Annotated in this window: 16 protein-coding genes and 2 pseudogenes; 9 read left to right on the top strand and 9 right to left on the bottom strand. The window is 72.6% G+C overall.

Features of this window, described 5'->3' with window-relative positions:
• Positions 1–204: 204 nt before the first annotated feature.
• Both ACFWVP_RS29870 and ACFWVP_RS29865 read left to right on the top strand, forming a co-directional pair.
• The gene (locus ACFWVP_RS29870) at positions 205–1,104 is read left to right on the top strand and encodes an oxygenase MpaB family protein (protein ID WP_384501087.1); all 900 of its coding nucleotides are present in this window, start codon (positions 205–207) and stop codon (positions 1,102–1,104) included.
• 27 nt (positions 1,105–1,131) lie between these two features.
• Positions 1,132–3,393 (top strand): tetratricopeptide repeat protein, encoded by a 2,262-nt coding sequence (locus tag ACFWVP_RS29865; RefSeq protein ID WP_384501086.1) that lies wholly within the window; start codon positions 1,132–1,134, stop codon positions 3,391–3,393.
• A 7-nt stretch (positions 3,394–3,400) separates the two neighbouring features.
• On the opposite strand, the gene ACFWVP_RS29860 is transcribed toward ACFWVP_RS29865, so the two are convergent.
• The gene (locus tag ACFWVP_RS29860) at positions 3,401–4,030 is read right to left on the bottom strand and encodes a DinB family protein (RefSeq protein WP_384501085.1); all 630 of its coding nucleotides are present in this window, start codon (positions 4,028–4,030) and stop codon (positions 3,401–3,403) included.
• 145 nt (positions 4,031–4,175) lie between these two features.
• Between ACFWVP_RS29860 and ACFWVP_RS29855 the strand changes: the two are divergent.
• Positions 4,176–5,749, top strand: a pseudogene (locus tag ACFWVP_RS29855) (phytoene desaturase family protein).
• A 15-nt stretch (positions 5,750–5,764) separates the two neighbouring features.
• Here the strand turns inward: ACFWVP_RS29855 and ACFWVP_RS29850 are convergent.
• The 5 genes from ACFWVP_RS29850 to ACFWVP_RS29830 all read right to left on the bottom strand — a co-directional run bounded on the left by ACFWVP_RS29850 (position 5,765) and on the right by ACFWVP_RS29830 (position 12,210).
• On the bottom strand, positions 5,765–6,739 hold the full coding sequence (locus ACFWVP_RS29850; protein ID WP_384501084.1) for an acetylxylan esterase: 975 nt from the start codon (positions 6,737–6,739) through the stop codon (positions 5,765–5,767).
• Between the two features lie 4 nt (positions 6,740–6,743).
• Complete coding sequence (locus tag ACFWVP_RS29845) at positions 6,744–7,190, bottom strand: polysaccharide lyase beta-sandwich domain-containing protein (RefSeq protein ID WP_384501083.1); 447 nt, start codon at positions 7,188–7,190, stop codon at positions 6,744–6,746.
• Between the two features lie 298 nt (positions 7,191–7,488).
• A complete protein-coding gene (locus ACFWVP_RS29840; protein ID WP_384501099.1) occupies positions 7,489–8,847 on the bottom strand; it encodes an endo-1,4-beta-xylanase in 1,359 nt (452 codons plus the stop codon).
• An 830-nt stretch (positions 8,848–9,677) separates the two neighbouring features.
• Positions 9,678–10,319 carry an SIMPL domain-containing protein gene (locus ACFWVP_RS29835; RefSeq protein WP_384501082.1) on the bottom strand — a complete coding sequence of 214 codons (642 nt, stop codon included), beginning with the start codon at positions 10,317–10,319 and terminating at the stop codon, positions 9,678–9,680.
• 37 nt (positions 10,320–10,356) lie between these two features.
• Positions 10,357–12,210, bottom strand: coding sequence for a serine hydrolase (locus tag ACFWVP_RS29830; RefSeq protein ID WP_384501098.1), 1,854 nt, complete (start codon positions 12,208–12,210; stop codon positions 10,357–10,359).
• Positions 12,211–12,509: 299 nt separating this feature from the next.
• Here ACFWVP_RS29830 and ACFWVP_RS29825 point away from each other — a divergent pair.
• The 4 genes and pseudogenes from ACFWVP_RS29825 (at position 12,510) to ACFWVP_RS29810 (ending at position 17,127) form a co-directional block, all read left to right on the top strand.
• Positions 12,510–13,614 (top strand): annotated as a pseudogene (locus ACFWVP_RS29825) (calcium:proton antiporter).
• Between the two features lie 163 nt (positions 13,615–13,777).
• On the top strand, positions 13,778–15,289 hold the full coding sequence (locus tag ACFWVP_RS29820; protein ID WP_384501081.1) for an acyl-CoA synthetase: 1,512 nt from the start codon (positions 13,778–13,780) through the stop codon (positions 15,287–15,289).
• A gap of 263 nt (positions 15,290–15,552) precedes the next feature.
• Positions 15,553–16,119, top strand: coding sequence for a sortase (locus ACFWVP_RS29815; protein WP_384501080.1), 567 nt, complete (start codon positions 15,553–15,555; stop codon positions 16,117–16,119).
• Between the two features lie 99 nt (positions 16,120–16,218).
• Positions 16,219–17,127: a class F sortase gene (locus tag ACFWVP_RS29810; RefSeq protein WP_384501079.1), complete on the top strand. Its 909-nt coding sequence runs from the start codon at positions 16,219–16,221 to the stop codon at positions 17,125–17,127.
• A 22-nt stretch (positions 17,128–17,149) separates the two neighbouring features.
• Here the strand turns inward: ACFWVP_RS29810 and paaK are convergent, their stop codons facing one another.
• Positions 17,150–18,439: a phenylacetate--CoA ligase PaaK gene (paaK, locus tag ACFWVP_RS29805; RefSeq protein ID WP_384501078.1), complete on the bottom strand. Its 1,290-nt coding sequence runs from the start codon at positions 18,437–18,439 to the stop codon at positions 17,150–17,152.
• Positions 18,440–18,559: 120 nt separating this feature from the next.
• Entirely contained in the window at positions 18,560–19,027 is a 468-nt protein-coding gene (locus ACFWVP_RS29800; protein WP_384501077.1) for a DUF1348 family protein, read from the bottom strand.
• Positions 19,028–19,120: 93 nt separating this feature from the next.
• On the opposite strand from ACFWVP_RS29800, the gene ACFWVP_RS29795 reads away from it, so the two are divergent.
• On the top strand, positions 19,121–19,681 hold the full coding sequence (locus ACFWVP_RS29795) for a TetR/AcrR family transcriptional regulator (RefSeq protein WP_384501076.1): 561 nt from the start codon (positions 19,121–19,123) through the stop codon (positions 19,679–19,681).
• A 54-nt stretch (positions 19,682–19,735) separates the two neighbouring features.
• Complete coding sequence (locus ACFWVP_RS29790; RefSeq protein ID WP_384501075.1) at positions 19,736–20,332, top strand: alpha/beta fold hydrolase; 597 nt, start codon at positions 19,736–19,738, stop codon at positions 20,330–20,332.
• Positions 20,333–20,372: 40 nt separating this feature from the next.
• On the opposite strand, the gene ACFWVP_RS29785 is transcribed toward ACFWVP_RS29790, so the two are convergent.
• On the bottom strand, positions 20,373–22,007 hold the full coding sequence (locus tag ACFWVP_RS29785) for an FAD-dependent oxidoreductase (RefSeq protein ID WP_384501074.1): 1,635 nt from the start codon (positions 22,005–22,007) through the stop codon (positions 20,373–20,375).
• Positions 22,008–22,028: the final 21 nt, after the last annotated feature.

Here is a 22,028-nt window from a genome sequence, read left to right as displayed (position 1 = left end):
GGACGCGGCGGCCCGGGGCACGATCCCGGGGACGCGGCGGCCCGGCTCCTCCGCACGGCCCCACCCCTCCCCGGAACGGGCGCGGTTGCGGTATGCATGTACCGAGGCGGCGGCGTCACCGTACGTTTCGCGATCCTACGAGCACGACCGCACCCCGGCACGACGACCCCTCCCGGTTCCCAGTCGAGCGGAAGGTACGAGCCGATGGACGAGCCCACGAGAGACGCGGACCCCGGGCTGTTCGGCCCCGGTTCCGTCACCTGGCAGATGCACGGGGACCCCATGATGTGGGTCGCCGGGGTACGCGCCCTCTACCTCCAGGCGCTGCACCCGCGTGCCGTCCGCGGTGTCACGCAGAACTCCGACTTCCGTGAGGACGCCTGGGGACGGCTGATGCGCACGGCCGGTTTCGTCGGCACCCTCACCTACGGCACCACCGAGGCCGCGGAGACGTACGGCGCCCGGGTCCGCGGGATCCACCGCCTCCTCAAGGCCACCGACCCGGCGACCGGGGAGAGCTACGGCGTCGACGAACCCGGACTCCTGCTCTGGGTGCACTGCGCCGAGGTCGACTCCTACCTCCAGGTGCAGCGCCGCTCCGGCTTCCCCCTCACCGACGCCCAGGCCGACCGGTACGTCGACGAACAGCGCGTCTCCGCCCGTCTCGTCGGCCTCGACCCCTCCCACGTCCCCGCGACGACCGCGGCACTCGCCGCCCACCTGCGACGGGTCCGCCCCGAACTCGCCGCAGGCCCCGAGGCGCGGGACGTCGACGACTTCCTGCGCAGCCCACCGGTCCACGCCCTGCTGACACCGGCGCGCGCCCTGCTCTGGCGGCGTGTGGCGGCACTCGCCTACGACTCCCTGCCCCCGTACGCCCACGAGCTGTACGGCAGGGCGGCGCCGCCCCCGGAAGCCGTCGACCGACGGCTGCGCACCACCGGTGCCACCCTGCGCCGCATCCCCGCACGCCTCCGCTGGTGCCTGCCGCCCGGACACATCGTGAAGGCGATGAAACGACTCGGTCCCGACAGCCGCCCCGCCCCGTACAAACTCCGCAGACAGGCCGCCATACTGGACGCGCCGGGGAGGGCGCAGCAGTAGGCGAAGCAACGGGGGCGACAACAGGCGATGGCGGACACCAGGCTGATCCGGAGCCGGTACCGGCTGCTCGACATGATCGGGCGCGGCGGCATGGGCGAGGTGTGGCGTGCCCGTGACGAATCGCTGGGCCGCCACGTGGCCGTGAAATGCCTCAAACCGGTGGGCCCCCAGCACGACCGGTCCTTCACCCGCATCCTGCGCGAACGCTTCCGCCGCGAGGCACGGGTGGCCGCCGCGCTCCAGCACCGGGGCGTCACCGTCGTCCACGACTTCGGCGAGTCCGAGAGCGGCGTCCTCTACCTCGTCATGGAACTCCTGGAAGGCCGCAACCTCAGCCAGCTCCTGGAGGACAACAAGCAGCACCCGCTACCGGTCCCCGACGTCGTCGACATCGCGGAACAGGTCGCCGACGCCCTCGGATACACCCATCAGCAGGGCATCGTGCACCGGGACCTCAAGCCCGCCAACATCATGCGGCTCGACGACGGCACGGTGAAGATCTGCGACTTCGGCATCGCACGGCTGGGCCACGACATCGGCTTCAGCTCACGGCTCACCGGCACGGGAATCGCCATGGGCACCCCGCACTACATGTCGCCCGAGCAGATCAGCGGCGGTGAGGTCGACCACCGCAGCGACCTCTACTCACTGGGCTGCGTGCTCTACGAGATCGCCACGGGCGTGCCGCCTTTCGACCTCGACGACGCCTGGGCGGTGCTCGTCGGGCACCGTGACACCCAGCCCGAACCACTGCGCACCCACCGCGCCGAACTGCCGGGGTTCTTCGACCGGGTCGTCCTGGACCTGCTGGCCAAGACGCCCGGGGAGCGGCCCGCCGACGCGAGCGACCTGCGCCAGCGCATCGCCCTCGGCCGCACCGGCGAACAGCCCCGCGGACCCGGGGCCGGAGGGATCCGGCTCGCCCCGCCCGTGCCCGTCCCGCACCCCGGCCCGCCGGCCGCTTCTTGGACGCCGCGGCTGCCCTCCTGGACCCGCGATATGACCACCGGGCACAAGGCGACCGGCGCGGCACACCCCGGGACCCCGCCCGTCGACCACTCGGCGGGCCTGACCGGTGCGTGGACCACCGGGCTCGGACTGCTGCCCCTCCCCGGCCCCCCGGCCGCCCGGACCCCGCGCCCCACCCCGTCGCCCGAGCTCCTCGCCACCCTGGCCGGCCGCCACAGCGCCGGGCTGAACCTGGCACGCCTGGGCCACTGGGAGGAGGCCGCGGAGGTGCACAGGTCGGTCGCGGACGCACGCGAACAGGCCCTCGGCCCCGACCACCCCGACACCCTCACCAGCCGGTACGAGGTCGCTTTCACCCTCAGCCGCACCGGACACGCGGCCGACGCGCTGCGCGCCTTCGCGCGGGTCACCGACGGACGCCAACGCTCCCTGGGCCCCGACCACCCCGAGACGCTGGCGGCCCGCCAGGAGACGGCGTACGTCCTGGGGCAGCTCGGCCGGCACGCCGAGGCCCACCAGGTGTACGCCGCCGTGCTCGCCTCCCGGGAGCGCTCCATGGGCCCGGACCACCCGGACACCCTGCGCTGCCGCCACAACCTGGCCTTCAACCTCAGCCGGCTGGGTCACGTCGAGGAGTCGTACCGGATGGCCCGCGAGGTGGCGGACGCCCGCGGCCGGCTGCTCGGGGCGACGCACCCGGACACCCTGGCCACCCTGTACGAGGTGGCGTACACCCTCGGCCGGCTGGACCGCTGGGACGAGGCCCTGCGGACGTACCGCGAGGTCGCGCGGGCCCGTGCCGTCGGCCTCGGCGCCGACCACCCCGACACCCTGTCCGCGCGCTACGAGGTCGGCATCAGCCTCGGCAGGCTCGGCCGCAGTGCCGAGGCCCTGGAGCTGTACCGCGCACTGGTCGAGGACCGCACCCGGATCGAAGGGCCCGCGGCCGCGGAGACCCTGCGCGCCCGGCACGGCCTCGGCGTCAACCTCGGACGGATGGCCCGCTGGGAGGAAGCCCTCGTCGAGTCGCGCGACGTGTGCGCGATCCGCGAACGCGTCCTGGGCCCCGACCACCCCGACACACTCGTCAGCCGCCGGGAGGTCGCCGTCGGACTGGGCTGGCTAGGCCGGTGGGCCGACGCCCTCACCGACTACCGGGCGGTCGCCGAGGCCCGCGAACGGGTCCTGGGTGTCGGCCACCCCGACGCACTCGTCAGCCGCAACGACGAGGCGTACTGCCTGGAACAGCTCGGCCGCGGCACCGAGGCGGTGGAGCTGTACCGGCGGGTCGCGGACCTGCGCGGCCCGCAGCCGCACTGAGCGCTGCTCAGGCCCCCCGGGCCCGAGCGCGGTAGAGGTCGCGCAGCAGCGCGATCTCGGCCCCTTGGTGCAGCAGTTCCTGATTGACCCACCAGACGATGTCGATGAACGGGTCCCCCGGATCGCCGCCGTGCGGATAGGTGCTGTACCCGACCGTGTCGAGCGCCGCGTCGTCGACGCCGAGCAGCGCGGCACGCCACGCGGCCGCCCCGGCCTCGAAGGCCGCGATCGCCCCGGCGGCGTCCCCGACGACCCGCTGGTCGTCCCGCGTCAGGGTGTGCCCGCCGGCCGTGTGGTCCGCGCGCAGCGTCAGCAGCTCGGTGAGGTGGCTCAGGCGCCACGCGAGGGTGGTGAACGGTGGCGGCGACGGATGAGGGGGCGGCATGGTGTCACGCCCCCATTCGCCCGTGCCGGCGAGCTGGGTCGCGGCCGGGCCCGGACCGGCGCTCCGGCGGCGGACCGACCAGCAGCCCGGCACGGGCTCCCACAGGTACTCCTCGTCCGTCATCACCGGGGCCTCGACGGCCGTGCCGTTGCCGCTGTCCACGAACGGGCCCGTCATCCGGTTCCCGAGGCGCTCGCGAGCCCGGTCGAACTGCTCCAGCAGCGGGACCAGACGTGCCGGCGGTGTGGCCATGGACTCTCCTGTGGTGAGGACGGGGCAGAGCATTTGCAGCGCGCACCCTGCCACAGCGGCACCCCGAGCCGCGCACCGTTTTCCGCGCCTGCGGCCGGTCGCAGTGCTCTGGCCGGCAGAGATCGTCCCGTGTTACGAAGGGGCCATGCCCTCGGACGAGACACACGCACCCGGCACACCCACGCACGACACCTACGACGCGGTGATCGTCGGCGGCGGCCACAACGGCCTCGTGGCCGCCGCCTACCTCGCCCGCGCCGGGCAGTCCGTCCTCGTCCTGGAGCGCCTCGGCACCACCGGGGGAGCGGCCGTCTCGACGCGCCCGTTCGACGGGATCGACGCCCGGCTGTCCCGCTACTCCTACCTCGTCTCGCTGCTCCCGCCGAAGATCGTCCGCGACCTCGGCCTCGACTTCGCCGTACGCAGGCGCACAGTGTCCTCGTACACCCCGGCCGTGCGCGGCGGACGCGCCACCGGGCTGCTCGTCGGCGGCGACGGCACCCGGGCGTCCTTCGCCGGACTCACCGGCGACGACCGCGAGTACGACGCCTGGCGGCGCTTCTACGCGATGACGGGACGGGTCGCCGAGCGGGTCTTCCCGACGCTCACCGAACCCCTGCCGGCCCGCGACGTGCTGCGGGCGCGGATCGACGACGCGGACGCCTGGCGGACACTGTTCGAGGAACCCATCGGGGTCGCCGTCGAGGAGCGGTTCACCGACGACCTCGTACGCGGAGTCGTGCTGACCGATGCCCTGATCGGCACCTTCGCCGACGCCCACGACCCCTCGCTGCTCCAGAACCGCTGCTTCCTCTACCACGTGATCGGCGGCGGCACGGGGACTGGGACGTCCCCGTCGGCGGGATGGGCGCGCTCACCGACGCGCTTGCCCTGGCGGCCCGGGCGGCCGGCGCCGAGATCCGCGTCCTGCACGAGGCCACCCGGATCGACACGGACGGCATCCGCGCGGAGGTCACGGTCCGCTCGCCCGACGGCGAACGGGTGGTCGGCGCCCGCCGCGTCCTGGTCAACGCCTCGCCGCAGGCACTGGCCTCGCTCCTCGGTGACGAGCCGCCCGCCCCTGCCGAGGGCGCACAGCTCAAGGTGAACATGCTGCTCACCCGGCTGCCGAGACTGCGCGACCACGCCGTCGACCCGCACCGGGCGTTCGCCGGGACGTTCCACATCGCGGAGGGGTACACCCAGCTCGCCGACGCCTACCGCGACGCGGCGGCGGGACGGCTGCCCGCCGCCCCGCCTTCCGAGATCTACTGCCACTCACTGACCGACCCGTCGATCCTCGGACCCGGCCTCGCGGCCCGCGGCTACCAGACCCTGACCCTCTTCGGGCTGCACACCCCCGCCCGGCTCTTCGCCGCGGACAACGGGGCGACGCGCGCGGCCCTGCTCAAGGCCACCCTCGCGGAACTCGACAGCCATCTGGAGGAGCCGATCGCCGACTGCCTGGCCCTCGACGGCGACGGCGAGCCGTGCGTCGAGGCGAAGACACCGCTCGACCTGGAGGCGGACCTGAGGCTCCCCGGTGGCCACATCTTCCACCGGGACCTGTCCTTCCCGTACGCCACCGAGGACACCGGCCGCTGGGGCGTCGAGACGGCGAACGCCAACGTCCTGCTGTGCGGGGCGGGCGCGGTGCGCGGCGGCGGGGTCAGCGGGGTGCCCGGCCACAACGCCGCCATGGCGGCGCTGGGCCGGTGACGGACCGTCCGTCGCCTACCCGCCGAACACTCCGCGCAGCGCGGCGAGCTTGCGCGGCAGGTCGTACTCCGCGCCGCCCTCGTGCCCGTTGTAGGGGAACACCTCGATCTCGGCCGGGCCGGCGTACGCGTGGTACGCCGCGAACACGGTCGAGGACGGGCAGATCCGGTCCATCAGCCCCACCGAGAACCACGCCGGAGCGGTAGCCCGCGCCGCGAAGTTCATCCCGTCGAAGTACGACAGGGTCTCCATCGCCTCCTCGACCCTGAAGCGGTGACCGGACAGCCAGCGGGCGATCTCCGCGTACGGCCCCGCGTCCGTGATCTGCGACCCGCGCCGGAAGTGGCACAGGAACGGCACGTCGGCGACCGCCGCCGCCACGTCGTCGCGCAGCCCGGCCACCGCGAGGACGAGACCGCCGCCCTGGCTGCCGCCGAGCACCGCGACCCGACAGGGGTCCACGGCCTCGTGGGCCTTCACCGCGTCCACGGCCCGTACCGCGCCGGTGATGAGCCGCCCGTAGTAGTGCCGGGCGGGATCCTCGATGCCGCGGGTGACGAACCCGGGGGAGGAGGAGCCGTGTCCGTCCGGGCCGAAATCCGGGGTGTCCGCGGTGTTCTTGCCGCCGCCGCCCTGGCCCCGGTTGTCCATGACGAGGTGGGCGTAGCCGAGCGCACTCCAGGTCAGCCAGGAGTAGGGGATGCCGCGCCCGCCGTTGTAGCCGATGTACTGCACCACGGCGGGCAGCGGCCCGGTGCGGACGCGCGGCAGCATCAGCCACGCCTTCACCGGCTGGCCGCCCCAACCGCGGAAGGTCACGTCGGAAACGTCCACGGTCGCGAATCCGGCGTCGTACGGCACGAAGGTGGCGTCCAGGTCGTGGCGGGCCGTCTCGGTGAGCGTCTTCTCCCAGAAGGCGTCGAAGCCGGCCGGCTCCTCCGGCCGCGGCCGGTACTCGCGCAACCGCTCCAGGGGCATGTCGAACAGCAAGGGTCTAGCTCCTCTTCAGGGTGAGGTCGAGGGTCGCGCCGTGCAGGTTCGCCGTGTCGGCGGTGATCCGGACGCCCCGGCCGGTGGAGGCGACGTGGACGCCCGGGTCCGCCGCGACGACCTTCAGACCGCGCCGGGCGAGGTCCACGACGACGGAGGACCGCAGCTGGGTCGGGTCCGACAGCGCCACCGTGACCGCCCGGCCGTCCGCCCGCACGACCACCGAGGCGGGTCCGTCGGCGGTCAGCTCCTGGGCGGTGCCCGCGGTCCAGAAGTTCGCGGCGAGCAGACCGTCCGATCGACGGCGCACGGCGTGCGCCGCCGTCGAGTCGGAGACGAGCTCCACCGGGGGCGCCGCCGCCCACTGTCCGGTGCGCGCGGCGGAGCTGGGCGGCTGGTTCGCCGGGCCGCCGCTCCCCCGCCGCCCGGCTCCGGGTCCGGGTCCGGTCACCGTGTTCCCGGCGGCCGGTTACGGCGTGGTGCGGGTGGCGGGCGTCCACGCGCTGCTGGACTTCGGCCCGCACGGCGGGCCGCGTGGAAAGTGAGCGGGGGTGACGGTCCGGCTCGCGGCCCGGGCCGTGGGCCTCGCCTGCCTCGGGTCTCCCTGCCTCGCGCCGCAACCGGCCCCAAGCCCCGCTGACGGCGGACCGCCCCGCCCGGTCGGGAGGACCGGGCGGGGCGGGAGCGCGGGAGGGGAGGGGCGGTTGCGGGTTTCACCTCTCCCGGCCCCGGCCGGTGACCGACTCAGTTCATGAGGCGGTGCAGGAACCGACGACAGGCGCCGAGGTGTTGCCGTTGGTGTTGACGGTGAACCCGAAGGACGTCGAGGCGCCCGCAGCGAGACTCCCGTTGTACGTGGGCCTGACCGTCATGACGTTGCCACTGGAGTCCCAGGTGGGCGAGCCGTTCCAGGTGGCGGAGACCTTCTGCGGCGACGTCACGGTCACCGGCACCGTCCAGGTGCTGATCGCCGAACTGCCGGCCTTGATGGTCACCTGCCCGTTGTAACCGCCGTTCCAGGCTGCGGTCCGGGTGTAGGTGGCCGTGCAACTGCCGGAACCGCCGCCGTCGCCGCCACCGGGGGACCCGCCGAGCGCGGCGAGCACCGCGTCGTACGCCGGCTTCTTGTCGTAGTTCCCGTCGAACAGGAGCGGGGTGCCGCTGCTGCGCCACGAGTACTTGTCGGTGACCCCCCACACCGTGATGCCGGTGCAGCGCGAGACCGCCAGGCAGGCGTTCACGACACCGGCGTACGAGGCGGCCTGGGCCGAGCCCGAGCCCTCGATGTCCAGCTCCGTGATCTGCACGTCGACACCGAGGTCGGCGAAGCGCTGCAGATTGGCGCGGTAGTCGGAGGGGACGGGGGAGTTGCTGTTGAAGTGCGACTGGAACCCGACGCAGTCGATCGGCACACCGCGCTGCTTGAAGTCCTTCACCATGTCGTAGACCGCGTTGCTCTTCGCGTTCTGACCGTCGGTGTTGTAGTCGTTGTAGCAGAGCTTGGCGCCGGCATCGGCCGTACGGGCGGTCCGGAACGCCTCCTCGATGAAGCCGTTCCCGAGCTTGTCCTGGAACGGCGAACTGCGGCGCGCCCCGCTGCTGCCGTCCTGGTACGCCTCGTTCACCACGTCCCAGGAGTCGATCTTCCCCTTGTAATGGGTCATCACCTGCGTGATGTGGTTGTTCATCGCCGTACGGAGATCGGCGGCGCCCAGGCCACCGACCCAGCCCGGCAACTGCGAATGCCAGACGAGCGTGTGGCCCCGTACCTTCATGCCCTTGCTCTGGGCGTGGCTGACGATCCGGTCGGCGGACGAGAAGTTGAACGAGTTGCGGGTGCCCTCGAGCGCGTCCCACTTCATCTCGTTCTCGGGCGTGACCGAGTCGAACTGGGCGTCCAGCGTGGACGCGTACTGCGCCTCGCCGAGGTGGTTGGCGGCCACCGCCGTGCCGAAGTACCGGCCCTTCGCCTCCGCGGCGTTGCCGAGCGTGCCGACGGCCTCCGCCGGACCGGCGAGCGACACCACGCCCGCCACGGCGAGGACACCGGCCGTGACGAGAGACAGTGCCCGCCTGGTGCGGGCCGGCAGGTGCGGGCGGACGGACATGCCGCCGGGGGATATCTGTGCCATCGCGTTTCCAGCCTCTTCTTCCGGATGCCGGGCGGATCCAACGGAGCGCCCGGGCGGGTGAGTCGGACCGTGCGAGGAGCTGTGCAGCCGCCGGTGGATACGCCGAAGGGCGCTTCCGCGGCGGGAGGCGAGCAGTGGAACAGGGGGAGCGAGGGAGAGTATGCGCCCCACGGGAAGGCGCGTCAACGGCATGTTTCCGAAATATTTCCGAGCGAATAACTGCTCATTTGATTAAGCGTGCCCATTTCACCTGCGTAGACGATGTGAGTCCGTCTCGGGATGGGACTCGCAAACGAGGGAAAGGCGTAATCGCGCGCGAGCGTTACGAAAGACATTCACGACCGCGAGCGAAAGTTTCGGTCCTTGGTGTGCGGCTTCGCGCGAGGGGTGCGAGCCGGGCCTCGCGCGATGCTGGAGTCGCCGGTCGGGGCGCAGGGTGCGGCGAGGCCGGCGGCGGTGGGGCCGTTCGCCGCCTCGCCGGCCACGTGCATGTCGGGCTGCGAGCCGAGAAACAGGCGGAAGCCGCTGCGTACGTCCGAGACCACCAGGTCGCCCGCGCGACCCGAGGCGGCGGTCCGCCGTGGCTGGCACCCCTGATCGCCGGGAGGCCCGTCAGGGCCGCATCCCGGGTCCCCGTTCCGTCCGCCCGGCGGCGCACGCCCGCCGCGCCGACTCCGGTGCTTTCCGGACCGCGGCGCGTTCGCCGTCGCCCCGTGCCCGCACCGATGGTCCCCCGGAGGCCGGGGAAGGGCGCGGGCCGTCCCTGACTCGGCCCGCGCCCGCTGTCGCGCCTCGCGGCGCCTGTCTCAACTGCCGGTGAGGGAAAGGCCGATCACGACACCCGCCGACACCGTCACCTTGCCGGGCGTCAGATCGCCCTCGCCGCTCCCGCTGTTCTGGCTGTGCCCGCGGTAACTCTGCGGCTGCTCCGAGTCGACGTCCTTGATGTGGACGACGGGCCCGAGCCGTACCTCGGCCGCGGCGGCGTACAGCGCGGCCTTCTCCAGCGCCGCGGCCACCGCCGCCGTACGCGCCTGGGCGCGCAGTTCCTTCTTGGTGCTCACATCGAACTCGACACCCTCGACCTGGTTGGCCCCCGCGTCGACGACATCGACGAGCACGGTCTCCAGGATGTCCAGATCCCGCAGCTCGATCACGAACGAGGCGGTGCACTCGTACCCCAGGAACGTGCGCTCGCCGCCGTACGCCCACTGCGACGACAGGTTCAACCGCGACGTCGACACCGCGGTGTCGGGCACCCCGTGTCCGCGCAGGACCTCACGGATCCGGTTCACCCCACCCCGGGTGGCGGCGAACGCCTCACCCGGCTTGTTCCTGGTCTGCTCGATCGCGACGCGGAGACGTGCCAGGTCCGGCGCGGCGTCCACGCTCGCCGCCCCGAACACCGACACGCCCCACGGGGCGTCTATGGACTGTGTTCCGTTCATGCCGGTCATCCAACCAGCGATTCGCCGGCCGTACCGCTCAGTCGGCGGAGAGGGTCCAGCCGGTCGCCTCCATGCGACCGGAGTCGCCCGGCCTGTTTCCGTCGAAGAGGGTGCGGCTGCCGTCCCGGACGCGCAGTCCGTCGACGTACGCACCGCGTCCCACGTACAACTGGTCGGTGGTGTACCGCCAGCGCAGCCTGACCTCCGTGCCGCGCCAGGCCGCCAGATCCGCGTCGAGACGGTGCCAGACACGCCCCGACCAGCCGGACACCGAGCCCGTCGGGTGCGGTTGATCCCGCTGGAGCTGATCCGCGTGCGCGGGGGCGGTCGTGAACGGCACCGGCTGCCACGTCGCTCCGGAGTCCGACGACGCCTCCAGGCTCAGGAAGTCCGACGCCGGCTCGGTGTCCCACCAGAGCGCGCAGCTCAGCGCCGCGCGGGCGGAGACCGGGCGCAGTGCCGGAAGCGTCAGCGTGGCCGTGGCCGCGCTCTCCATGCCGGAGAACCAGGCGGTACCGCCCCCGGCGGGACGGACGGGCACGGCGCGCGCCATCCGGTTGGCGGCCGCGACCCGCGGCGCACTGCCCGAGCGCCAGTTGCGCACGGGGTGCACGGAGTTTCCGAGGATGATGAGGAACGAATCCGTCGTCGGGTCGATGACCAGGCTGGTGCCGGTGAATCCGGTATGGCCGGCCGTGCGCGGGGTGGCCATCGCACCCATGTACCAGTGCTGGTAGAGCTCGAAGCCCAGCCCGTGTTCATCGCCGGGGAACGCGGTGTTGAAGTCGGCGAACAGCAGCTCCACCGACTCCTCGGACAGGATCCGGGACCTGCCGTACACGCCCCCGTTGAGGAGCGTGCGGGCCAGGACGGCCAGGTCCCAGGCGCAGGAGAAGACCCCAGCGTGCCCTGCGACCCCGTCCAGGCTGTACGCGTTCTCGTCGTGGACCTCGCCCCAGACCAGCCCGCGCTCCAGCCCCGACCAGGGCAGCCGGGCGTCCTCGGTGGCGGCGATCTTCGGCTTCCACGAGGCGGGGGGGTTGTACCGGGTGCGCTGCATGCCGAGCGGAGCGGTGATCTCCTCGCGGAGCAGTGCGTCCTGGGCGCGCCCGGTGACCTTCTCCAGGACCAGCTGCAGTGAGATGAGATTGAGGTCGGAGTAGAGGTACTTCGTACCCGGGGCGGAGGTCGGCACCTCGTCCCACAGGAGGCGGAGCTTCCCCTCGCGGGTGGGCGCCTTGTACAGCGGGATCCAGGACCGGAAGCCCGAGGTGTGGGTGAGCAGCTGACGGATCGTGATGTCCTGCTTGCCGCCGCCCGCGAAGTCCGGCAGGTACGAGGCGACCGCCGCCTCCAGCTCCAGCGTGCCCCGTTCGATCTGCTGCACGGCCAGGATCGAGGTGAACAACTTCGACACCGAGGCCAGGTCGAAGACCGTGTCCTCGGCCATCGCGATCTGCTGGTCCGCGGGGAACTCCACCCCCGTGTCGGTCTTCTCGTCGTAGGCCGCGTACCGCACCGCCTTGCCGATCGGCCGGTGCAGGGCCACGGTGCCGCCGCGCCCGGCGAGCAGCACCGCGCCCGCGTACCAGGGGTGGGCGGGCGAGTCGGCGAGGTACTTCTCCGCGTCGGACACGAGGCGGCCGAGCGGTTCCTCCAGCAGCCCGGCGCGCGCGGCGGAGCCCCGGCGCAGCGTGGGTCTGCCCGACCCTGGTCCCATACCCGTCCCGGTTCCCGCTCCCGTGCCCGCCGCGTCCTGCCCGGCGCCGACCGCCGTTCCCGCCGCTCCCGCGAAGGGGATCGGCGCGAGGGCGAGTGCTCCGCCCAGCGCCAGTATCCCGCCGCCCATCCTCCGACGGCTCATTCCCCGGTCCGACACGTCCCCGGCCATCCGGAACCCCTTCCCCTTCATGTCGAAAGCACCAGCGCGAAAGTAACTTCCGAAATCTCGTCCGATGATGAAACTTCCTGCCGAAGCAGAGATTACTGTCACCTCCGCCGCCCCGTACGTCTCTGACGGAACAAAGAATCTGACGCCACATCAGCAAACTGACGCGCGGCGGGACACCCACCCCCGGCCGGTGCGACGGCGAGGAGCGTGCGGCACGGCGGACCACCGTCGTGGACGACCGCCGTGGACATCCGCCTCCCACCGCGCGACTCCCGCCTCCCGCCGGCACCCTGAGTCCCATGAACGCGAGCGCGGCGGTCCGTGCCCTCACCCGCCGGACCGACGCGGTGCCGGTGATCGCGGCGGCTCGCCCTCGTGTTCAGCTGGGGACGCGACCTCTCCCCGTTCGCGGTCGCGGTCGTCGCGCTCCGCCTCGCGGGCGCGGTGCTCGCAGCCGTCCACCACGCGGAGGTGATCGCCCACCGGGCCGGCGACCCCTACGGCTCGCTGATCCTCGCGGTCGCGGTCACCGTCATCGAAGTGGCCCTGATCGTCACCCTGACGGTGGACGGCGGCCCCAAGGCGTCCACGCTCGCCCGCGACACCGTCTTCGCCGCCGTCATGATCACCTGCAACGGCATCGTCGGCCTCTCCCTCATGGCCGGCGCCTACGCGGCCGGGTCGCCGTCTTCAACGCGGAGGGCCCCGGCGCGGCCATGGCGACGGTGACGACACTCGCCACCCTCAGCCTGGTCCTTCCCACCTCCACCATCGGAAAGCCCGGCCCCGAGTTCTCCCCGGCCCAGCTCGGCTTCGCCGCCGTCGCCTCCCTCCTGCTCCACGGTCTGTTCGTCGCCGTACAGACCGTGCGGCACCGCGAGTACTTCCTGCCGCTCACCCAGGACGGCAGACCGCGTGAGGAGGACGTCCCGGCCGCCCTGCCGGGACGCGGGGCGACCACCCTCAGCCTGGTCATGCTCCTGGTGGCGCTCGTCGCGGTCGTCGGGGACGCCGAGGCCGTGTTGCCGACCGTCGAATCGGGGGTCGAGGCCGCCGGGATCCCGCAGTCCGTGGTCGGCGTCGTCATCGCCCTGCTCGTCCTCCTGCCGGAGACCCTCGCCGCCGTACGGGCCGCCCGCCGCGGACGGGTGCAGACCAGCCTCAACCTGGCCCTCGGCTCGGCGATGGCCGGCATCGGCTACACGATCCCGGCGATCGCGCTCACCTCGATCTGGCTGGACGGACCCCTGCACCTCGACCTCGGCGCCACCCCACATGGTGTTGCTCGCGCTGACCGTCGTGGTGGGCGCCCTGACCGTCGTACCCGGGCGTGCCACGCTGCTCCAGGGCGGGGTGCACCTGGCGATCTTCGCCGCGTTCGCCTTCCTGGCGATCAGCCCTTGAAGCCTCCTGAAGCCTGAAGCCCCTTGAACCCTTCTGAAGCCTGCTGGGGCCCCTGGCATCCGCGGCCGCACCTCCCGGTGACGGTCCGTCCCCGGCGCCCGTCAGCCCCGTGCCGGACGCCCGACCCTTGACCCCCGGCCCCCGGGCCGCCCAGGATCACGCCATGACAGGTGTACGCAGCAGCACAGTCGACGGTGTCGTGGCGCGCAGCGCACGGCGCGACCCCGCCCGCACCGCCGTGCGGTACCAAGGCCGGTCCTGGACCTACGCCGCGCTGGACGAGGCGGTCGGCACGGCCGCCGCCGTCCTGACCGGCGCCCACGGACTGCGCCCCGGGGACCGGGTCGCCTCCTACGCCCACAACTCCGACGTGTACCTGATCGCCTACCTGGCCTGCGCCCGGGCCGGACTCGTGCACGTACCGGTCAATCAGAACCTCACCGGTGACGACCTGGCGTACATCCTGCGCCAGTCCGGCAGCTCCCTCGTCCTCACCGATCCCGACCTGGCCCCGCGCGTCCCCGCCGGACACACCACACGTGCCCTGCGGGACGCACCGGACTCGCTCCTCGGCGAACTGGACACCCCGCGCCCCTTCACCCCCGTACACGAGACCGGCGCCGACGACCTGGTCCAGCTGCTCTACACCTCCGGCACCACCGCCCAGCCCAAGGGCGCGATGATGACCCACGGCGCCCTGGTCCACGAGTACGTCAGCGCCATCACCGCCCTCGACCTGCGCGCCACCGACCGGCCCGTCCACACGCTGCCGCTCTACCACTCCGCGCAGATGCACGTGTTCCTGCTGCCCTACCTCGCCGTGGGCGCCGAGAACACCATCCTCGACGCCCCGGACGCGGGCCGGATCTTCGACCTTGTCGAGTCCGGGCAGGCGGACAGCCTGTTCGCCCCGCCCACCGTCTGGATCGGTCTCGCCAACCACCCGGACTTCGCGACCCGCGAGCTCGGCGGCCTGCGCAAGGCGTACTACGGCGCGTCGATCATGCCGGTGCCCGTACTGGAACGACTCCGTGCCCGGCTGCCCGGACTGGCCTTCTACAACTGCTTCGGGCAGAGCGAGATCGGCCCGCTCGCCACCGTCCTCGGCCCCGACGAGCACGAAGGGCGGATGGAGTCCTGCGGCCGTCCCGTGCTCTTCGTCGAGGCGAGGGTGGTCGACGAGCACGGCAAGGAGGTGCCCGACGGGACGGCCGGCGAGGTGGTCTACCGCTCCCCGCAGCTGTGCCAGGGCTACTGGGGCAAGCCGGAGGAGAGCGCGGAGGCGTTCCGCGACGGCTGGTTCCACTCCGGCGACCTCGCCGTACGCGATCCCGAGGGCTACCTCACGGTCGTCGACCGGGTGAAGGACGTCATCAACTCCGGGGGCGTACTCGTGGCCTCACGCCAGGTGGAGGATGCTCTCTACACCCACCCCGCGGTGGCCGAGACGGCGGTCGTGGGACTGCCGGACGACCGTTGGATCGAGGCCGTCACCGCGATCGTCGTCCTCCGTGGCGAGGCGACGGAACACGAACTGATCGAGCACGCCCGCGAGAAGCTGGCCCACTTCAAGGCTCCGAAGAAGGTCCTGTTCGTGGACGAACTGCCCCGCAACGCCAGCGGCAAGATCCTCAAGAGGGAGCTGCGGGACCGGTTCTCCCCGCCGCGTTCCTGACGGCCGGGCTCCCGCCGCAGCGAGTGTCCGGCCGGTCTCTTAGCCCGTTCGCCGCCGGGCAGCTGATCGTTCCTCGGGCCCCGACCCCGCTCGGGTGACCTGCGCAAACGATCACCGGGGGTGGGATTCCTGCGCCTGGGCGGGTGAAGCCGGGGTCCACGCGTCCTGTTGCGGAGGTGACGAGCTGTGGGTTGCCTCGGGAGCGGAGCACAGCAGAGGCGCCGCGCAGACAGGCCGGACCCTGCTCCCGTTGGAGGATCCTCATGCGCAACACACGCATCGGTGCGGGTATCTGTCTGGCCGTCGCAGCCCTCGCCCTCCCGGCCCCGGCCGCGGTGGCGGCGGACGCCTCCTCGGTCCCGGCCGCGGAGGCGGTGGACACCCCCTCGGCCCGGGCGACGGTCGCGGCGGACGCCCCCGCCGGCGGACAGGGCATTCACATCCGCCCGGGGAAGGCGTCGCCGGGCACGCGGGTCACCGTCAGCACCAGAGCCTGCGGCAAGGAGATCTACGGCAAGGGCGTCTCGGAGGCCGCAGGGGACTTCCACCTCTTCGCGGGCGAACGCCCGGGCGTACTCGTCGGTGTGTTCGAGATCCCGGCAGGAACCGCACCGGGCACCGACACGGTGACCGTGAAGTGCCCGCCTCGGATCAAGCTCACCGACACGTACGAGATCGTCGGCCGCGCCCCGACCGGCGCCGTGGACGCCGGCTTCGGCGTCCCCACGGACCAGGGCATCCAACTGACGGCGGGAAGCGTCCTGCTCGCCGGAGCCGCGGCCGGGGGAGTGGTGAGGATGCGGCGCCGGACGGCAGCCGTCGGCGACTGACCCGAACCGTACGAGCCCTGTCGCGCGGGCCCCGGACGCCACACCGGTCCGGGGCCCGCGGACTCCCCACCCACCCGCGGCGAAGCAGAGGCACACGCGATGGAATCCGGGCGCAGGACCAGCACCTCACCGCAGGCGTTCCCAGCCGTCAGACACCTCGTCTGGGCCCTGGTGGCGGGCACCGCCCTGGTGATCAGCGGAACACGTGACGGGAACCCGCCGCAGCCGCCGGCCGCCCGGTCCGCCCCGGCTCCCGCACCCCCCGCCGCGGGCGGCTCGCCGGACACGGCCGCGCCGCCCGGCGACTCGTCCCCGGCCCCCGCGAGCGCCCTCGCCTACCTGGCGCCGGTCAGCCCCGCCCCCGTGCCGCCCGGCTACCTGCGCGCCGACCCAGTACCACCGGCGCTCGCGCCCCGGCCACCCGTACGCCCCGCGCCCCTGCGCCCCGTACCGACACGTCCCGCGCCGGCCACACCCATGGCGACACCGGCCCCCGCCCGAACGGCCCTCACCCGCGGTGCCACCCCGACCGCCGTACGGCCGCTGCCACGGTCGGAACCGGTCCGGCTGCGGGTCCCGTCCCTCGGGGTGGACGCACCCCTGATGAAGCTCGCCCTCGACGCGGCGGGAGCCCTGCGGCCACCGCCCGACAACAACCCGGTCCTCGCGGGCTGGTACGCCGGCGGAACCGTCCCCGGCTCCGTGGGCACCGCCGTCACGGCCGGGCACGTCGACACCCGCATGGGTCCCGGCGTCTTCTACCGGCTGGGGACCGTACGCAAGGGCGCCACCATCGAGATCAGCCGGGCCGACCTGAGCACCGCCGTGTTCACCGTCTACGCCGTCGAGGTCTACGACAAGGAGAGGTTCCCCGACAAGAAGGTCTACGGTGCCTCCGTCCGGCCCGAGCTCAGGGTGATCACCTGCGGCGGCGCCTTCACCAGGAAGTCCGGCTACCAGGGCAACGTCGTCGTCTTCGCGACCCTCACGGGCTCACGCTCACGTTGAGCTCATGAGGGCCGCGCGGTCCTCAGCCGGCGTCCCTGAGATCGACGATCCGCCTGATCTTGCCGACCGACCGCTCCAGCGTCTCCGGATCCACGATCTCGACCCCGACCGTCACCCCGACCCCGTCCTTCACGGCCGCCGCGATCAGCCGCGCGGCGGCCGCCCGCTCGTCCGGGGTGGCACCGGCCCGCGCCTCGGCCCGCACGGTCAGCGCGTCCATGCGCCCCTGCCTGGTCAGCCGCAGCTGGAAGTGCGGCGCCACGCCCGGGGTGCGCAGCACGATCTCCTCGATCTGGGTCGGGAAGAGATTCACCCCCCGCAGGATCACCATGTCGTCGCTCCGCCCGGTCACCTTCTCCATCCGCCGGAACACCCGTGCCGTACCGGGCAGCAGCCGCGTCAGGTCCCGGGTCCGGTAGCGGATCACCGGCATGGCCTCCTTGGTGAGCGAGGTGAAGACCAGCTCACCCTCCGCGCCGTCCGGCAGCACCGCGCCGGTGAACGGGTCGACGACCTCCGGATAGAAGTGGTCCTCCCAGATGTGCAGACCGTCCTTGGTCTCGACGCACTCCTGCGCGACACCGGGACCCATCACCTCGGACAGCCCGTATATGTCGACCGCGTCGATCGCGAACCGGTCCTCGATCTCGCCGCGCATCTCCTCGGTCCACGGCTCGGCGCCGAAGATGCCGACCTTCAGGGAGGTCGTACGCGGATCGACGCCCTGGCGTTCGAACTCGTCCAGCAGCGTCAGCATGTACGAGGGCGTGATCATGATGATCTCGGGCCCGAAGTCCTGGATCAGCCGCACCTGCCGTGCCGTCATGCCGCCGGACGCGGGAATGACGGTGCAGCCCAGGCGTTCCGCCCCGTAGTGCGCCCCCAGACCACCGGTGAACAGTCCGTACCCGTACGCCACATGCACCTTGTGGCCCGGCCGGCCGCCCGCCGCCCTGATCGACCGGGCGACGACGTCCGCCCAGGTGTCCAGATCGCGTTCGGTGTATCCGACCACCGTCGGCAGGCCGGTCGTCCCGCTGGACGCGTGGAGGCGCCGTACCCGGTCCTCGGGCACGGCGAACATCCCGAAGGGGTAGTTGTCGCGCAGGTCGGCCTTGACGGTGAAGGGGAAGAGGGCGAGATCGGCGAGCGTACGGCAGTCCTCGGGCCGCAGACCGGCCCCGTCGAAGGCCGCCCGGTAGAAACCGACGTTGTCGTACGCGTGCCGCAGGGTGCCCCGGAGCCGTTCCAGCTGCAGCGCCTCCAGCTCGTCGCGGCCGAGCCGCTCGGCCGGGTCCAGCAGAGCCGTCATGCGCGTGATCCTCTCGCCGGGGCGGACGACCGATCATTCGGTCGATCTTCCTGGGAGCAGTAATTCAGGATGTGCGGCGCCCTGGCAAGAGGGGCGACGTCCCCCAGGAGAAGAGGCTGGTCAGAGGCCCAGATCGGTGAGTCCCGGGTGATCGTCGGGCCGCCGGCCCAGCGGCCAGCGAAAGCGCCGGTCGGACTCCGTGATCGGCAGGTCGTTGATGGACGCGTGCCTCGCGCGCATGAGCCCGCCGCCGTCGAACTCCCAGTTCTCGTTGCCGTACGAGCGGAACCACTGCCCCGAACCGTCGTGCCACTCGTAGGCGAAGCGCACGGCGATCCGGTCACCGTCGTGCGCCCACAGTTCCTTGACGAGACGGTAGTCCAGCTCCCGGGCCCACTTGCGCGTGAGGAAGGCGACGATCTCCTTCCCGCCGGTGACCCACTCGGCGCGGTTGCGCCAGCGGGAATCCGGTGTGTAGGCGAGTGCGACCTTCTCCGGGTCGCGGGTGTTCCAGGCGTCCTCGGCTCGACGCACCTTCTGGACTGCGGACCTCCGCGTGAACGGCGGGATGAGGGGCTGTGCGGTCATGGTGTCTCCTCCGGCGCCAGCTGAGAACGTACGTTCTCCTCGTACGCTGCCGTACTCTAGGAGAACGAACGTTCTCACGCAAGGGAGCCCCCGATGGACCTCGCCCAGGCACGGTTCGCGGCGCTCGACGCCGCGGAGGACCTGTTCTACGAGCGCGGGGTCCAGGCGGTCGGCATGGACGAGATCCGCGCCGCCTCAGGCCTTTCGCTCAAACGCCTGTACGGGCTCTTTCCCTCCAAGTCGGCACTCGTCCGCGCCTGCCTGGAAGCGCGCGACACCCGCTGGCGCGCTCGGCTGGCCGCGTACGTCGACAGCCGCCCCGCACCCCGGGACAGGCTCCTCGCCGTCTACGACTGGCTCCACCAGTGGTTCTCCGAGCCGGGCTTCCGCGGCTGCGCCTTCGTCAACGCCTTCGGCGAACTCGGCGCGGTCGACCCCTCCGTCGCCGACGTGGCCCGCCGCCACAAGGAGGCTTTCAGCACCTACGTCACCGGACTGGTCGTGGCCGCCGGAGGGCCCGAGGCGTCGGCCGCCGCGTACGTACTGCTCGCCGAGGGCGCGATCGTCACCGCGGCCATCTCCGGAACACCCGACCCCGCCCACCGGGCCGGAGAGGCGGCCGCCCGGCTGCTCCAGGACACCGCACCCCGCTGATCGCCCGGGGCGTACGCGCCGCACCCGGCCGACCGCCCTGTCTGGATGGCAGGCATGCCGACCTTCCGCACATACGACGGGACCGAACTGGCCTACCACCTGGCGGGCGAGGGCCGGCCGCTGATCTGTCTGCCCGGCGGCCCGATGCGGGCGGCCCGCTACCTCGGCGACCTCGGCGGACTGTCCCGCACCCATCGGTCGGTCCTCCTCGATCTGCGCGGCACCGGGGGCCTCCGCGGCCCCGGACGACCCGTCGACGTGCCGCTGCGACCGGCTCGTCGACGAACGTCGAGGCCCCGCGCGTACACCTCGGCCTCCAACAGATCGATCTGCTCGGCCACTTGCGTCCCGCAGCCCGGCCGCGCTCCACGCCGCGATGCCCTTTCAACGACTGCGCACCCTCACCCTCGTCACCCCGAGCACCCGCCCCATCACGCCCCCGACCCGGCGGCACGGGAACGACCGGGCGAGATCACCGCACCCACGCTCGTCGTCGGCGGGGCCCGCAGCCACCTCGATCAGGAGCAACCGGCGTGGATGGCCCGCCACACACCCGGCGGGCAGTACGTCCGCGCCGACGCCGGCCACCTCGTGCGCGGCGACGACCCGGACGCGTTCCTCGCCGCACTGAAGGCGTTCGGCGTGGGGTGAAGGCACGAGGTGAACACGCCGGACGAGGTGCCGGGTGCCGTCAACCGCGGTGGAGCAGCGCCGTCAGCACCTCGTGCAGAGCCGCCTCGGTGTCCACCACCGCACCCTCGGACCGCCAGGCCACGAAACCGTCGGGGCGCACGAGCACGGCACCCTCCGGGCTCGTGCCGTGGGCCGCGGCCCAGTCCGCGCCGTCCGCGGGCTCCAGATCGGCACCCGGCTCCGAACCGATCGCGAAGGCGTCCAGACGGACCGTCAGGCGCTCCGCCACCTGGGCCGCCGCCGCACGCCACTCCGGGTGCCCGGCATCGCACAGCAGCACGAACGACCTCTCGTACAGATCCAGCGTCGACACGCGCTTCCCGTCCAGGCCGACCCACATGTGCGGCGCGCGGGTGCCGGGTTCACCCGACAGCCCCATGCCCTCGGGCACCACCGGCAGTGCGGGATCGGCACCGACCACCGCCCCCCGCACATAGCGGTAGCCGAGCGCGACGGTGAGCATGCCGCCCTTGCGCCCGCCTCCCGGCCCGGGGGACCCGGCGTAACCCGGGTGGCTGTGCTCCCCCGACCGGGCCGACGCACGCGCGCTCGTGGCCTGCGCCACCGGCAGCCGCTCCGCCTCGTACGTCTCCAGGAGCGCGGGTCCCGCCGAGCCGTCGAGCACCGCGGCCAGCTTCCACGCCAGGTTGTGAGCGTCCTGAATACCGGTGTTCGAGCCGAACGCCCCGGTGGGGGACATCTCGTGGGCCGAGTCGCCGGCCAGGAACACCCGGCCCGCCCCGTACCGCTCGGCCACCCGCTCCGCGGCGTGCCACGGGGCCTTGCCCGTGATCTCGACATCCAGACCGGGATCCCCGACAGCCCTGCGGATGTGCTCCGCGCACCGCTCGTCGGTGAAGTCCTCCAGCGTCTCGCCCCGGCCGGGCTGCCACGGCGCGTGGAACACCCACCGCTCCTCGTTGTCCACCGGCAGCAGCGCCCCGTCCGCGTCGGGGTTCGTCAGATAGCAGACGATGAAGCGCCGGTCACCCACCACCGAGGCGAGCCGCCGGGACCGGAAGGTGATGCTCACGTTGTGGAACAGGTCACCGGGCCCCGACCGGCCGATCCGCAGCTGCTCCCGGATCGGGCTGCGCGGGCCGTCGGCCGCCACCATGTAGTCCGCGCGCACCCTGGTGTGCTCCCCGGTCTCCCGGTCCTTCACCACGGCCCTCACCTCGTCCGCGTCCTGCTCGAAGGTGAGCAGCTCGGCGGAGAACCGCAGCTCACTGCCCTCGGCACGGGCCTGGCGGACCAGCACGGGCTCCAGGTCGTTCTGGCTGCACAGGCACCAGCCGCTCGGACTGAAGCGGGCGAGCCCGCCGCCCGGGTCGATCTCCTTGAACAGCCACTCCTGGTCGTCGCCCGTGAGCGAGCCCGCCTGGAGGATCCCGTGATTGTCCGCCAGCACCGAGGCGGCCTCCCGGATCCGCCGCTCCGCGCCCGCGGCACGGAACAACTCCATCGTGCGGACGTTGTTGCCGCGCCCGCGCGGATGGGTCGAGGTACTCGCGTGTTTCTCGACCAGCAGGTGGCGGACGCCGAGTCGGCTCAGGAAGAGGGAGGCGGACAGGCCCACCAGGGAGCCGCCCACGATGAGGACAGGTACGCGGTGCTCGACGTTCTCGTTCATCAGTTGCTCCAGCTCGGACGC

This window comes from Streptomyces sp. NPDC058637, assembly GCF_042717325.1.
Classification (GTDB): Bacteria; Actinomycetota; Actinomycetes; order Streptomycetales; family Streptomycetaceae; genus Streptomyces.
Note: the sequence above shows the minus strand (reverse complement) of the source record. Positions and strands in the feature narration are given on the sequence as shown.